Consider the following 14,138-nt stretch of genomic DNA (forward strand, 5'->3'; position numbering starts at 1 on the left):
CGCATCGCCGCAAAAGCACGACGTCCCACCGGGACGGCAGTGTGATATTTGTCACAAAACACTTCGGGTACGGAGGGGCAGGCGCGCTGCGGTGCGCCTGCCCCTTCACCCGCGAGTTCCGATCACGGTTCGCCGTTGACGACCGCCATCAGAGCGTCCGTGAACGGCTGCCCGCCCTGAATGGCACCTCCAGCGATCGCACCGACGACCAAGCCGATCGGTCCGGTGATGATACTGAAGAAGCCGAGGCCGATCAGGGCCCCGAGCAGACCACCGAGCAGAGCCCCGCCGACCACGCCGACGACGTTCTGGTTCAGTTCGGCGATGAGACGGTTCATCGAGCTGATCGGCTGCATCTCACCGATCTCCTTCGCGTCCGCCACCGGCGTGAGCGCGAGGCGCGTGCCGTTGTCGCTGATCTCCTGCGCGACCGACAGTCGGCCTCCGGAGACCTGGAAGGTCAACGGCACTTCGGCGACGACGGCGCCGGTGTCGGACGTCAGCGCGATCTTGGCGCCGTTGTCGACGAGGGCGAACTTGCCGTGCTCGACCGCGGTGGTGATCGCACCGGTCTTGTCGGAGACTGTGGTCTTGTAGTCGACGCCTTGCTCGACGCCGGATGTCGTTACCTCCCGATTCGCCTCCACGGGCTGCGCATTCGCGGTTCCCGCCGCAATGCCCACCGCGGCGACCGCACTGAGCGTGATGGCGGCAATAGTGCCGAACTTCATTATGGAATTCCTTCTCACAGAGACCTCCGGCGCCGGAGGCCGGATGGCGTGTGACTGTACAACGCCCGTAGCTTGTTGGCAGACATGGCAATCGACACACAGCCGCACCAAGGTTCGTTATTCGATTGTGACCAACTAGGGGGACGAAAAGAGGAATACTCGCCAACAACGAATGCCGTTGGGAGCAACGGCTCGACGCGGATGCGCCGCATGGTGTATGCATGGCGTGATCTTCAATCCGCAAGATTCACAACTTCGGATCTCATCGGGAGCGAGTTCGAAGGGTTTACAGCTGTGGAGGACGTGACGTGTCGCGCCAACGTATTCGTGCCGGAATCACTCTGACGGGCTTCGTGGTTGCGACCGCACTGGCGGCGACTCTCGTCGCCTTTGCCGCCATGTCGATGTCCGGACCTACCGAGGAACCGGCGAAGGCCGCCCAGAACGACAGCGCGGCAACCACTTCGACGCCACCGCCGACCACCACCACCGAGGAGCCGGTGACGACCACCGAGCCTCCGCCGCCCACCACCTCGGCGATGCGCGGCGCGTCGAACAAGAGCGCCACCAATCTCCAGGTGAACGTCGGCGAGTGCGTGCGCCTCGGCGGCTCCGGCGGGATCGAGAAGGCGGCCTGCGGCAGCTCCGGCGCCATTTACAAGATCAGCGAGAAGGCACCCGCGAACAGCCCGTGCCCCACTGATGCCGACCGCACCTACACCGACACCTTGCAGGGCGCCGCACAGGCCGCGCTGTGCCTGGACATCGACTGGGTCGTCGGCGGCTGTATGGAGCTGATCACGGGCGATCCGAAGCGCCTGGACTGCGCGGCCCTCGGCACCCCGAACGGGGTGCGGGTGATCGACATCAAACAGAACACCATCGACGTCAACGCCTGCGGCTCGGCCGACAGCGGAATCGTCTACCGACAGCGCCATTTCGTCGTCTGCGTAGCCCGGCTCTGAGGGGTGCGCGGACCGCTCGGCGCATATGTGCCGAGCCTCGGTCTCGGCGTCGCGTCTTCGCACACCCATCAAGCCTGCCAGGCGAACGCCATAAGGGCCTTCGGCCGCACGCCGAGCGAGGGGCGCGCGAGTTACTGAGCGCGGCGCCCCTCATCACGCAGCGGCCGCGTGGCGAAGGTTCGGATCATCGCGATGGCGGTTGCGATGTGTCGTTCACGTTCTGCTGCAGGAAAGTTTCTACGGATGCTTCCCGTCCCAGTCCTCATCGAGCGCGTATTTCTGCAGGAAGTCCTGCGCGACGGGTCGCAGGATCTGGGATCCCCAGCTGCCCCATTGCCCGGTGAAGTTGTGATCGCCCCAGGGGATAACAACAGCCTCGGCGGGCACGTTCGCTGCGTGCAGCCGGTCCGCGAGTGCGGGAGCTTGTGTACTGGGAATCATGCGGTCGATACCGCCTTGGACGAGCAGTGTCGGCGGTAGGCCCACGCGGACGTGGTTGATCGGCGATACCTGTTCGATTCGGGCGTGCTGTGTCTCGTAGTCGGGGCCGAGGTAGTCGCGGAGATACCGTTGCAAGCTGATGGGCAGGCGGGTGTGGGTGATCAGGCTGGGCAGGTCGGTCGGTGCATACCAGCCCATGACGGATCGGACGGGTGCCTCGGACACCGCGCACGATGGCGGAAACTGTCGATCGTCAACGGTATATGCGGCCATCAGAGCCAGTTGGCCACCGGCGGAGTCACCGGCGACGGACACGTTGGATGGTGCGATGTCGTAATCGGCTGCCTGTGCACGAATCCAGCCGAGCGCGCACTTGACGTCGCCGACCGCGTCCTGCCACCTTGGCGGTGGGGCGAGTCGGTAGTCGATCGAGAACACGGTGATTCCTTGTCGGGCTACCCATTCGAACCACGACGCGCTGTCGGACCGGGTGCCCGAGTTCCAACCACCGCCGTGCACATAAAGCAGTGCGGCTCGGCTCGGGGCCGGCCGCTGGGGGCGGTAGATATCCGCGTGCAAGTCCTGGTTTTCGATCCGCTGGTATATGCGGGTTGCGGTGGGTGACGGTTGGGCCGGTGTGCGGAAGAACTCCGACCATGACAGTGATGCGCCGTGCTCCTGCGCCGTTGTCCGCGCCGACCACCAGGGGGTGACGATCACGAATAGCCCCAACACGCTGGCCAGCGCTCCCGCGGTCAAGAGCGCGCGGCGGCCGGAATGCCATGCCATAGCCACGATCACGAACGTGAGCAGCACTGTGACCAGCAGCGGTGCGGTCATCCACGGGACAACCAGCGCGGCGAGGCCGACCGTGTTCGGCAGCGCGCGCCCGGGCATCCGTGGCGCGAAGAAAACAAGGCCCACAGCGATTGTCGCGAGACAGACCGTCCAGGCTGCGAATAGTCGCACGAATCGGAGAATCTGTACCCCGACGGACCTGATCCGACGGGGTCGCTTCGAGGGCTTGCTTTCGCTCAATTCGGACTGTACAGGCGTGCAATATATTTCGGTGTTCATGGCAGCAGCTCCAGAGTTGTGTCGGATCGGGTGATGTCATGGCCCGCGGCGCGGGCCCGGACGTGTCGGCTCAGACGCCGGCGGGTGGAATCCACTGCACGAGTTCGACCACGAGGCCGTTCGGATCGATGAGCTGGAAAAGTCGGTCGCCCCAGGGTTGTTCGTGCAAGGCCAACGCGATGGGTGCTCCCTCGCAGTTGAGTCGGTGGTATTCGGCGCGACATCGGGGACTGTCAAGGACACGATGAATCCACCCGGTCGTTCGTCGGTCAGCCATCCAGAGATCGCGGAGCGGGTTCGTCGTTGCACGGCACTGCTGCCGTACCGACGAGCCGAGCGACACGAGCGAGTAGCCCTCTTGGACACGAGTGCGCAGGTCAGAGCTATCAGTTCAGCCCGGCGTACGAGTGCAACCCCGAGATCACCATGTTGATGATGAACAGGTTGAACAGCATCGCGACGAACCCCGCGATATTGATCCATGCCGCCTTGGTGTCACGCCAGCCGGAGGTGGCGCGGGCGTGCAAATAGGCGGCGTAGAGGACCCAGGCGATGAAGGAGCAGGTCTCCTTCGGGTCCCAGCCCCAGAAACGGCCCCAGGCGGCTTCGGCCCAGATCGCGCCGAGGATGACGCCCGCACCAAAGAGCGGGAAGCCGATGATGCTGGCTTTGTAGGCGAGGCGGTCCAGGGTGCGGGCATCGGGCAGGCGGCGGGCGATCGTACCGAGGACGTTGGCCGACTCCTCGCCTTCGGGCTGGCGCAGGCGGTAGAGGAAAAGCAGGCTCGCGACGCCCGCGAACATGAAGACCCCACTGCCGACGCTGACGATCGTGACGTGCACCGGCAGCCAGAACGACTTCAGCGCGGGAACGACGGGCGCCGCGTCGGCGTAGAGCACCGTGCCCGCGAGGAACATCAGGATCAACACCGGCACCAGCAGGAAGACCCACATCGAGCGGTAGCGCTGTTCGCGCAGGAGCGACACTCCGACCAGCACGGCGGCGGCCGTCGCCATGGTGACGAACTCGTACATATTGCCGAGCGGGAAGCGATGGGTCGCGAAGCCGCGCAACACGATCGCGCCCACGTGCAGGACGATGGCGACCATCAGCACCGAGAACGCCATATTGCCCAGCCGCTCCGACAGCGGCCGCTGTGCGGGCTCGACGACGCGGCCCGGTCCCGACGGAGTCGCCCCCACCGGCACCAGCTCACGCTCGGCGACTTGACGGCTGCGCGCCGTGGCGTACTGCCAGATCAGCAGCACCATGACCAACGCATACACCACTATCGCCGTCTTGAACGCGAAATCGCTGTACCTGGCGATGGTCTCGTCGATCGGCATGGTTACTCTCCCGTGGTTTCGGCGCCGCGCGCCGAGATGGTTTCAGCGCCACGGCCGTCCGGTTGTTCGTCGAGCAGGCGTGCGCGCAGCCGGTCGAACTCGCCGCCCCAGCCGGCCTGGTCGGTTCTCGCGAGCCCACCCATCTCTACTACAGTGCGTCGTTGATCAACGGTACCGGGTGCTGCCTCGGCCGGGTAGACCCGCACCCAGATCCGCCTGCGCTTGACCAGCAGCGAGACCAGCAGACCCGCCATCATCAGCAATGCGCTCACCAGCACCCACTGCTGAGCGGGATCGTGCGACACCTGCAGGTTCACGAATTCCTGGGCGCCGTCGAAGGCGACCTTGGTGCCGTTGGGCAGCGTCGTCGACTCGCCGGGGCGCAGGTTCACCCTGGCCTCCTTGGCCAGTCGACCCTGCTTGACCTGTTCGGGGTCCAGCGCGAACAGCGATTGCGGCTTGCCCGTGTCGAGACCGGTGTCGCCGCGGTAGATATCGACCGCGACGGCCGGGTCGTTCATCGCGGGGAACGCCGAACTCATCAGCGTGCCGTGGAACATGGCGGTCGGCGCGAAAAGGCCCTCGATCGCGATCTGGTTCTTGCGGCGTTCCTCGTCGGTGGCGTACATGCCGCCGGGCGGGTCGATCCGCAGTACGCCACTGGACAGGAACGTCGACGCGTCGTCGGGTCGCCACTGGATGGACTCGGTGCGGGTCTGTCCGTTGGGGAAGGTGACCGTGAAGGTCGGCGCGTAGCCGTGCCCCTGCAGGTAGAGCCGATCGCCTGCGACCCGGAGCGGGTGGTTCACCTGCACCTGGGTGTCGCGCCAAGTGTTCGTCCGCAGGTCGTCGCCCACCTGGTAGGAAATGCCCGCGGTGAACATCTCGGCCTGGCCGTTCGTCAGGTAGTCGGCCTTGAAGTCCTCGACCCGAACGCAGATCGGGGTCATACCGGTGCCGTCGTTGACGTTGCCCGCCTTGAACGAGTCGAACACCGCGGGCGAGGTGGTGCAGAAGCCGGGGCCTTTGTTCGCCAGCACAATGACACTGCCCTCGTAGCCGAAGAGCTTGCCCGCCGCGATCGCGATCAGCAGCCCGACCAGCGCGAGATGGAACATAAGGTTGCCGAGTTCGCGGGTGTACCCCTTCTCCGCCGACAACGTCACCTCGCCGTCGCGCGTACCCGGCCGAACCTCGGTGCGCCAGCCGCGCAACTGGGTACGCGCGCGTGCGATCACCTCGTCGGGCGTCTGCGCGACGCTGCCGGAGTAGTGGTGCGGCAGCCGGGTCAGGTTGCGCGGCGCGCGCACCGGCGGCGTGCGCAGCGCGCGGTAGTGGTCGATGGTGCGCGGCAGGATGCAGCCGACCAGCGAAATGAACAGCAGCACATAGACGGCCGTGAACCAGAAGCTGGAAAACACGTCGAACAGCTCGAACCGGTCCATCCACGGACCGAGCGCCGGCCGATCGGCGATGTACTGGGCGACCTTCTGCTCATTGAGATTGCGCTGCGGCAGCAGCGCGCCGGGAATCGCGGCCAGTGCGAGCAGGAACAGCAGCACCAGCGCGGTGCGCATGCTGGTGAGCCCGCGCCAGGTGTTGCGCACGAACGCCAAGGCGCGGCCGAGCACGGGTTGGCGCGGCGGCGTGGGAGTTTCGGTTGCCTGCTGGTCGGTCACGGTCATATCGGCAAGGTCACCTCGGAAACGAACGCGTCGCGCACCCAGGCGACGAACTGGTCCCACGCCCCGGTGACCAGAGCGGCGCCGACCGCGACCAGCAGGATGCCACCGATGACCTGGATGGTGCGCGAATTACGGCGCAGCCAGCCGACACCGCGCAGCGCACTGGCCGACCCGAACGCGAGGACAACGAACGGCAGGCCGAGGCCGAGGCAGTAGGCGACGATCAGCGCGACCCCGCGCACGGCCGTCGTCCCGTCGGTGCCCGCGGCCACCGCCATCACACCCGACAGCGTCGGGCCGAGGCAGGGCGTCCACCCGAGCGCGAACACCCCGCCGAGCAGCGGCGCGCCCATGATGCTGGTGAGCCTGCGCGGCTCCATCCTGGTGTCGCGCTGCAACGCGGGCACGAGGCCGATGAACACCAGGCCCATCAGGATCGTGACCACGCCGCCGATCCGTTGCAGCAGTTCACGATTCACATTGAGCGTCTGGATTACCCCGAACACGGTGGCCGTGGCGAGCACGAAGACCACGGTGAACCCGGCGACGAAGAGTCCGGCCGCACCGGCAACCCGCATCCGCGCCGAGCGCCTTTCTGCCGAATCCGCGATGTCGACCGAACCCGGCCGGCCCTTCGCGGCCTCGGCGACTGTCGCGGGCGGCGCCTCGGCGCCGACCAGCCCGGCCAGATACGACAGATACCCCGGCACGAGCGGCACGACGCACGGCGAGGCGAAGGACACAAGGCCCGCCAGCAGGCACGCGCCGAGCGCCAGCAGCAGCGGCCCTGAGGCCGCCGTCTGCTGGAACGACTCCCCAGCTCCGGCAAGCACCATCAGGTGGTCTCCCCGGTCCGCGGCGACGCTGCGGGCGCGGGTCTCACACCGACTCCCCCTCGGGCGCCTCCTCGAGCCCCGCGCCATGGCGCAGCGGCACCCTCCGCTCGGTGCCTGCGGGCTCCTCTGTCACGTCGAGCACGCCGAACTCCAGCAGCGAGTCGGCGGCGACGCTGCGCGGCACGGTGGCGATACCCGCCCACCGGTCGTCGACGGCCCATCCGCCGCCGATGCGTCGGGGGCCCTGCCGTGGCCGACAGGCACGCGGCTTGCGGGTACGGCGGTCGCGATTCATTGTGATTCCTCCGCGGCGAGACGTTCGACCACCGGCTGCAGATCGTCGGCGAGCAGAGACCGCAGGAAGACCGCGGCTACCCGGTGTTGCCGATCGAGTACGAGGGTGGTGGGGATGACACTGGTAGGGAAATTACCGCCGAGCGCGAGCAGCGTGCGCATAGACGGGTCATAGATGGACGGATAGCCGACCTTGTTGTCGACGACGAAGTCCTGGGCCTTGTCCTGTTGCGGGTCACGGACATTGATGCCGAGATACGCGACACCCTTGTCCTTGGTCGCCTCATAGACCTTTTCCAGGGCGGGCGCCTCGGCGCGGCACGGACCGCACCACTGGCCCCACAGATTGAGCACCACAACCTTGCCCGCGTAGTCCTCGACCGACGTGGTTTTGCCCGCGGTCATCAGGTCGGGGCCGGCCAGCCGGCTGACGGTGCCGCGCGCACCGGGCGGGTCGTAGAAGATGTCGGTCTTGCCGCCCGGCGAGACGAACTCGAAGGTACCGCCGGAAGCCACCGCGTCCGAACCGGTCGAACAGCCCGCGAGCGCGGCGATCAGCGCAACGCACGCGAGCAGAACCGGTATCACCCGCCGGGTCGGCGTCGTGGCCGCGGGCGGGGTGACGGACGAGGTGGACCGCGTCATGCGCCGTGCACCGAGGGGTCCGAGCCGCCCGCGGGCTCGGAGTAGACGATGTCCACGAGCGTGTCACCCTGGTAAACCAGCGAGGTCAGCGAGGCGAGCGAACACTGCCGGTACCGGGGGTCGTGCCACAGCCGCTGCCCCTGCAGGAACCGCCGCAGCGTCCACACCGGCAATTGGTGCGACACCAGCACTGCCTCGCGTCCGGCCGCCTCGACCCGCGCCTTGTTCACCGCGGCCAGCATGCGGTGCGCGATCTGCAGGTACGGCTCTCCCCAGGACGGGGTGAACGGGTCGCGCAGCTTCCACCAGTGCCGAGGCTTGCGCAACGCGCCGTCGCCCACCGAGACGCGCAGCCCCTCGAAGGTGTTGCCCGCCTCGACGAGGTTCTCGTCGGTCCGCACGACCAGGCGGTGCTGCGCGGCGATCGGTTCGGCGGTCTCCTGCGCCCGCTGCAGCGGAGAGGCGATCACCAGCGCGATGTCGTGATCGGCCAGCGCTCGCGCGACCGCACCGGCCTGCGCCCGGCCGGCCACCGAGAGGCTGAAACCGGACAGCCGCCCGTACAGGATGGCGTTCGGGTTGTGCACCTCGCCGTGTCGCAGCACGTGCACGATCGTTTCGACCTGCGCGGTGCCGCCGTCGTGCACGCGCTCGCCGACCAGGGCCGGTTCGTCGGCGGCCGAACCGGCCTCCGTGGACTCGCCGACCGCACCGACGGCATTCGAATCGGCGGGCAGCCCGCCCAAGGGCGCTGCGGTGGACTCGATACCCGCGTCGGCGGTGCCCGGCTCTGCGACGTCGGTGATGGGGTTGGTCAGCCCGCGATGTTCGGCATCGGGCTGATCGCGATCGGAGGTCACGCGCGGGATCCTTCGGGGGTGGCGGCCGCCGCCGCATGTGCGGCGGCGGGCAAGGCGGCGGCGATACGGTCGAATGCGTTTTCGTCGAGCGCCGCGGAGACGAACCATGCCTCGAACGCGCTCGGCGGCGCGTACACGCCGCCGTCGAGCAGAGCGTGGAAGAACGCTGGGTAGCGCCAAGTCTGGCTCGCCTTGGCGGCGGCATAGTCGGTGACCGGGCGTTCGTCGAAGAACACGCTCACCATATTGCCCGCGAACTGGACCTGATGCCCGACTCCCGCGCCGGTCAACGCGGCACGGAACAGACCGCCGAGCCGCTCGGCGTTGCGGTCGAGCGCGGCGTAGACGTCGTCGTCGGCCGCGCGCAGCGTGGCGAGGCCCGCGGCCACCGCGACGGGGTTACCGGACAGTGTGCCCGCCTGGTAGACCGGGCCGAGCGGGGCGAGGTGATTCATGATCTCCGCGCGCCCGCCGAACGCCGCGGCGGGCAGACCACCGCTCATCACCTTGCCGAAGGTGTAGAGATCGCCCGCGACGCCCTCGCGGCCGAACCAGCCCGCGCGGCCGACCCGGAAACCGGTCATCACCTCGTCCATCACGAGCAGCGCACCGCGCTCCGCGGTGAGCGCCCGCAAGCCCGCGTTGAAACCGGGCAGCGGCGCGACTGCGCCCATGTTGCCCGCCGCGGCCTCGGTGATCACGCACGCGATCTCGCCGGGATTCGCGGCGAACGCGGCCGCTACGGCGTCGAGGTCGTTATAGGGCAGCACGATGGTGTCGGCGGCCTGCGCGCCCGTGACGCCGGGCGAAGTGGGCAGGCCGAGCGTGGCGACGCCGGAGCCCGCGTCGGCAAGCAGTGCGTCGACGTGACCGTGGTAGCAGCCGGCGAACTTGATGATCTTGGTGCGGCCGGTATAGCCGCGGGCGAGCCGGACGGCGCTCATGGTGGCCTCGGTGCCGGAGTTCACCAGGCGCACCCGTTCCACGGGCGCGACCCGCTCTACGATGGCCTCGGCGAGCTCGATCTCCGCCTCGGTCGGCGCGCCGAAGGACAGTCCGTCGACCGCCGCGCGGCGTACCGCTTCGACGACCGCGGGGTGCGCGTGTCCGAGGATCATCGGCCCCCATGAGCAGACCAGGTCGACGTACTCGTTTCCATCGGCATCGACAAGTGTGGAACCGTTGGCGGAGGCGATGAATCGCGGTGTGCCGCCGACGGATCGGAATGCCCGCACCGGGGAGTTGACGCCACCCGGAATCACCGAACCGGCCCGGTCGAAGAGCTGAGCGGAAACCGGCACCGATGCGCTGGTCACGCGCGGAGAAGAACTCACGTATTCCAGTCTCTCAGCACGCATGAATCGGTCCGACGACAGGGTGTAGTGGAGTGACTCAGGCCGCAGCCGGTCGGCAACACGCCGATGCGTTGTTTGCGCGGATATTGATCGCTGCGCGATTGCCGATGCGTAGTGTCGGGGACCATCGTCTACCGGCTGGGAAGGTCTGCATGCGGATTGCCATCGTCAGCGCGACTGTGCTCACCGTTTTCACCGCGGCCGTCGGCGCGACCGCGACGCTAGGCGTCGGCTCGGCCGCCGCGGCGGAACCGATCGAGCAAATCGACCAAGGGCGGATCGGCCTACACCTGAACCACGAAGAGACCACCGCGCTGGCCGACGGGCCGATTCCCGCGATAGTCACCATGCTCGTCCCGCTCAATCGGATCGGCGCGGGCCTGAAGACCGACACCGGTATCTACCGCGACGGGAACGGCGGGGTGCACGCCTCACTGCGCCAAGTGGTGGTGGAGGCGGCGAGCCACCCGGACGGGACGGTCACCTTCTATCTGAATGCCCCGGGCACCCGCAACGGCCGCGTACTGGACATCTACCAGAACTGGAGCTGAGCGGATGCCACGGGGGCAGTCCGTCAGGTGTACATGCAGGGCGCCTGCGCCGAGATGGTGTGCAGGAAACACATGAACGAGTTGTAGGGGCCCGCGGACCCCGATTCCGGCACGAAGATCGGCGCGTCGACGGCGGTCGCGTCCTCCAGCGGCAGACCCGAACTCGCGCCCGCAGGCGCTGCCCCGATCCCGAGGGCGGCGGCCACGGCAAACGCGGCACAGATCTTCACGGCGAACCGGTTCATCAAACACATTCCTTATCGATACGCGTTCCAACCACGGCCGAAATGCTTACGACTGCAGGGGGATTCCTTGAAAACGCGCGGTCGGCGAGCTTGCCGCACCCGACCACCACGCGCGGTGCAGCTGCACGGTAACCCAGACGTATGGCCGGAGGCGATTCGACGACGACAGGCCTCGTCTAGGCGATGCCGACGCAGAACAGAGCGAGTCCGGTGGTCACCAGGCAGGACAAAGGCTCGGGCAGCCCGCGCAGCAGCGACGCGGGCGGAAATGTGGCCGCGAAGGCAGGCGTCACCGGAACCAAACAGCCATGGCGAGCACAATCGCCGGTCAGCGTCCCGTTCCGACAGGTCCACGGATGTCACGGACGAGCCGGGCGGTCGTGTCGACCGCGAGCACCCCGGCTACCGCTACAAGCACCGCGGCCAGCAGCAGCCAAGGCCCGGCATAGCGGGTCGCGGCGAAACCCGGCGAGTCGCCGGACGGCGCGAAATCAGCGGTAAGAAGGCCGTTGTGCCAGCTCAGCACCGCCCCCACCAGTGCGACCACGATCAGGACTACTTCGACGATCACCGCGATGATCCAACGCCTCAATGGTCCGCTCCGTCCTCGCTCCGATCCACGACCTCGGTCAACGCCGCTCGCAACGCTTTGTGATCCTTGGCCCACGCCTGCACCATCGTGCCGTCGGCCAGCCGCAGCCCGATGCCGGTGCGGCGGCGCGGCACGCCGGTCAACTCACCGAGCGCCCTGGCCGATTCCCACTCGGTCTCGCCCACGTCGCGCCAGGACTCCTCGTCACGCTCGGGGAAGACCTCGGCGATCGAGCCCAGCGGCAGCGATTCGGTGCCCTCACGCAGTGTCGTTCCGGTGAGTTCCACGCCGACGTGCCGTTTGCCCGCGATCACTTGCAGCACAACAAACCCGGCGATCAACGCGGCACAGAAGACGAGCGCGAACCAGTGCACAGAACTACCCGTGACAAGTTCGAGGACAAGAATGGCCAGGCACAGGACCGGCCCATAGGACACCGCGCGCCAGCGGGCGCCCGGTTCGGCGAACAAGACGGTCGTATCGGTCACGCCGAGCCCACCACAGCGGCGCAAAACGACACGGCGGGAAGCGGAATCAGCGAGTCAGACCGGGCAGCAGCAGCACGGCGACGGTGAGCACACCGAACAGGATCAGCAAGCTCAACACGGCTAGATCCCGCCGAATGCTGTGCGGCTGATGGATCACGACTCGCATCGATGCCTCCGATTCTCCGGGGCCGGCCGCCGATCCCGCACACAAGCGAAATAAAACGTATGACAGGCGACTACCGGTTCCCGTGTCCACTGTGACAACCCTCACGATACATGCCGACCAGTCCTTGACAAATTGAGAACCTGTTGCAACACCGGTTCACCGTTGGCTCATCTGGAAATACGCGGTGGATTCGGGACGGTGGGAGAGATAGATCGCGCCGACGCCGAGCACACTCTGCACGATCGAGGCGCCACCGGCCACCAGCGAGGCCCTTCCGTTCACCGCGTCGATCGCGAACAGCGCACCGATGCCGACCACCACGACCCACACGCCGAGGACTGTCAGCACGGTCCGCGCCCAGAGCTTGCCGCGCGCGAACTGATGCACGATCACCAGCGCCAGCGCGGCGACGCCGAGCCCGATCAGCACAACGACTACGTACACCATCGCCACCATCAGCTCGGCGGCGGCCAGCGTGACCTGTGGGTCCTTCTCCCTGGCCTGGTCGAAGACCTCCTTGGCGAAGGCGTGCCGCTGGGACAGTGCGCCGACGATCGACGCGATCAGCTGCACGACGCCGAATCCGACTACACCCCACCACAATTGCCGCGCAGTACCGACATCCACTGGCATCGGGGCCCTGGTGGGTCGAGCACCGGGCGGTCCCGGCATGTTCGTCACGACAACCAGTGCGCTGCCTCGGTCGCCCAGTAGGTGAGCACAATGTCCGCGCCCGCCCTGCGGATACCCATCAGCGACTCCAGGACGGCGCCGCGGCGATCGATCCAGCCTCGCTCGGCGGCCGCCGTGATCATCGCGTACTCGCCGGAGATCTGGTAGGCGGCGACCGGGACCGTCGAGCGGTCGGCCACGTCCCGCAGGATGTCCAGATACGACATGGCCGGCTTCACCATGACGATGTCCGCACCCTCGGCCAGATCCAGTTCCAGCTCACGGATCGACTCGCGGCGATTGGCCGGGTCCTGCTGGTAGGTGCGCCGGTCGCCTTCCAGCGACGAGGCGACAGCCTCCCGGAACGGGCCGTAGAAGGCTGAGGCGTACTTCGCGGCGTAGGCCAGGACGCCGGTGTCGGTGCGCCCGACGGCGTCCAGTCCACGCCGGATCGCGCCGACCTGGCCGTCCATCATGCCGCTGGTGCCGAGCAGGTCGGCGCCGGCGTCGGCCTGGGCGATGGCCATGTCGACGTAGCGGTGCAGCGTCGCGTCGTTGTCCACGGTGCCGTCGGCGGCAAGCACGCCACAGTGGCCGTGGTCGGTGAACTCGTCCAGACAGGTGTCGGCCATCACCACGGTCGCAGCACCGACCTCGTCGGCGAGCGCGCGCAGGCCGCGGTTGAGGATGCCGTGTGGAGCACTGGCCTGGCTACCGGTGGCGTCCTTGTCCTCCGGGCGCGGCACCCCGAACAGCATGAGACCGCCGACGCCTGCCGTGACCGCCTCGACAGCGGCTTTGCGCAGCGAATCCAGCGAATGCTGCACGACCCCCGGCATAGAGCCGATCGCCCGCGGTTCCGCCAGGCCGTCGGCCACGAACATCGGCAACACCAATTGCCGTGGTTCAAGTGTTGTTTCGGCCACGAGACGACGCAACGCAGGGGTACGGCGCAACCGCCGCGGGCGGTCCATTCCGGTCATGAATCGCACGATACGCCCGGTCGGATCGGCTGTCGCGTGCACCCTTTGCCTGCCGTGCGGCCGCGCGCGGGGCGGCCCGAACCCGTGGTCCGGCGGCGCCGACATCGGCCGCGGGGAAGGCGGTCATCGAGGCGCATGAAGCGGTGCGTGAAATCACACCTGTGGCGGCACCCGAAGGCGCATACTCCGACTGAGGGCGAGACCCC

At 67.6% G+C, this 14,138-nt stretch carries 16 protein-coding genes; 2 read left to right on the forward strand and 14 right to left on the reverse strand.

The annotated features are described in order from the left end of the window. Window positions 1–122: 122 nt before the first annotated feature. Window positions 123–731 (reverse strand): hypothetical protein, encoded by a 609-nt coding sequence (locus OHB12_RS21685; RefSeq protein ID WP_327110408.1) that lies wholly within the window; start codon window positions 729–731, stop codon window positions 123–125. Window positions 732–1,039: 308 nt separating this feature from the next. On the opposite strand from OHB12_RS21685, the gene lppU reads away from it, so the two are divergent. After that, window positions 1,040–1,696, forward strand: coding sequence for an LppU family putative lipoprotein (gene lppU, locus OHB12_RS21690; RefSeq protein WP_327110409.1), 657 nt, complete (start codon window positions 1,040–1,042; stop codon window positions 1,694–1,696). A 237-nt stretch (window positions 1,697–1,933) separates the two neighbouring features. Here lppU and OHB12_RS21695 read toward each other — a convergent pair whose 3' ends face one another. The 8 genes from OHB12_RS21695 to hemL form a co-directional block, all read right to left on the reverse strand. Then, window positions 1,934–3,061: an alpha/beta hydrolase gene (locus tag OHB12_RS21695; protein ID WP_327110410.1), complete on the reverse strand. Its 1,128-nt coding sequence runs from the start codon at window positions 3,059–3,061 to the stop codon at window positions 1,934–1,936. A 539-nt stretch (window positions 3,062–3,600) separates the two neighbouring features. Then, a complete protein-coding gene (gene ccsB, locus OHB12_RS21700; protein WP_327110411.1) occupies window positions 3,601–4,560 on the reverse strand; it encodes a c-type cytochrome biogenesis protein CcsB in 960 nt (319 codons plus the stop codon). Window positions 4,561–4,562: 2 nt separating this feature from the next. Continuing rightward, window positions 4,563–6,245: a cytochrome c biogenesis protein ResB gene (gene resB, locus OHB12_RS21705; RefSeq protein ID WP_327110412.1), complete on the reverse strand. Its 1,683-nt coding sequence runs from the start codon at window positions 6,243–6,245 to the stop codon at window positions 4,563–4,565. Then, a complete protein-coding gene (locus tag OHB12_RS21710; protein WP_327110413.1) occupies window positions 6,242–7,081 on the reverse strand; it encodes a cytochrome c biogenesis CcdA family protein in 840 nt (279 codons plus the stop codon). Before OHB12_RS21710 ends, resB begins: the two co-directional genes overlap by 4 nt. Window positions 7,082–7,124: 43 nt before the next feature. Further along, entirely contained in the window at window positions 7,125–7,376 is a 252-nt protein-coding gene (locus OHB12_RS21715) for a hypothetical protein (protein WP_327110414.1), read from the reverse strand. Further along, window positions 7,373–8,020, reverse strand: a complete 648-nt coding sequence (locus tag OHB12_RS21720) for a TlpA disulfide reductase family protein (protein ID WP_327110415.1) — start codon at window positions 8,018–8,020, stop codon at window positions 7,373–7,375. Before OHB12_RS21720 ends, OHB12_RS21715 begins: the two co-directional genes overlap by 4 nt. Next, window positions 8,017–8,667 carry a histidine phosphatase family protein gene (locus OHB12_RS21725; protein ID WP_327121328.1) on the reverse strand — a complete coding sequence of 217 codons (651 nt, stop codon included), beginning with the start codon at window positions 8,665–8,667 and terminating at the stop codon, window positions 8,017–8,019. Before OHB12_RS21725 ends, OHB12_RS21720 begins: the two co-directional genes overlap by 4 nt. Before the next feature lie 209 nt (window positions 8,668–8,876). Then, window positions 8,877–10,214, reverse strand: a complete 1,338-nt coding sequence (gene hemL, locus OHB12_RS21730; protein WP_327110416.1) for a glutamate-1-semialdehyde 2,1-aminomutase — start codon at window positions 10,212–10,214, stop codon at window positions 8,877–8,879. A gap of 173 nt (window positions 10,215–10,387) precedes the next feature. On the opposite strand from hemL, the gene OHB12_RS21735 reads away from it, so the two are divergent. Further along, a complete protein-coding gene (locus OHB12_RS21735) occupies window positions 10,388–10,786 on the forward strand; it encodes a hypothetical protein (RefSeq protein WP_327110417.1) in 399 nt (132 codons plus the stop codon). 23 nt (window positions 10,787–10,809) lie between these two features. On the opposite strand, the gene OHB12_RS21740 is transcribed toward OHB12_RS21735, so the two are convergent. The 5 genes from OHB12_RS21740 to hemB all read right to left on the reverse strand — a co-directional run bounded on the left by OHB12_RS21740 (window position 10,810) and on the right by hemB (window position 13,932). Then, window positions 10,810–11,031 carry a hypothetical protein gene (locus OHB12_RS21740; protein WP_327110418.1) on the reverse strand — a complete coding sequence of 74 codons (222 nt, stop codon included), beginning with the start codon at window positions 11,029–11,031 and terminating at the stop codon, window positions 10,810–10,812. A 328-nt stretch (window positions 11,032–11,359) separates the two neighbouring features. Next, entirely contained in the window at window positions 11,360–11,602 is a 243-nt protein-coding gene (locus OHB12_RS21745) for a hypothetical protein (protein WP_327110419.1), read from the reverse strand. 17 nt (window positions 11,603–11,619) lie between these two features. Further along, window positions 11,620–12,111, reverse strand: coding sequence for a hypothetical protein (locus OHB12_RS21750; protein WP_327110420.1), 492 nt, complete (start codon window positions 12,109–12,111; stop codon window positions 11,620–11,622). Between the two features lie 322 nt (window positions 12,112–12,433). Further along, window positions 12,434–12,910: a hypothetical protein gene (locus OHB12_RS21755; RefSeq protein WP_327110421.1), complete on the reverse strand. Its 477-nt coding sequence runs from the start codon at window positions 12,908–12,910 to the stop codon at window positions 12,434–12,436. 44 nt (window positions 12,911–12,954) lie between these two features. Next, complete coding sequence (gene hemB / locus OHB12_RS21760; RefSeq protein WP_327110422.1) at window positions 12,955–13,932, reverse strand: porphobilinogen synthase; 978 nt, start codon at window positions 13,930–13,932, stop codon at window positions 12,955–12,957. Between the last annotated feature and the right edge of the window lie 206 nt (window positions 13,933–14,138).

Source organism: Nocardia sp. NBC_01730 (assembly GCF_035920445.1).
Classification (GTDB): domain Bacteria; phylum Actinomycetota; class Actinomycetes; order Mycobacteriales; family Mycobacteriaceae; genus Nocardia.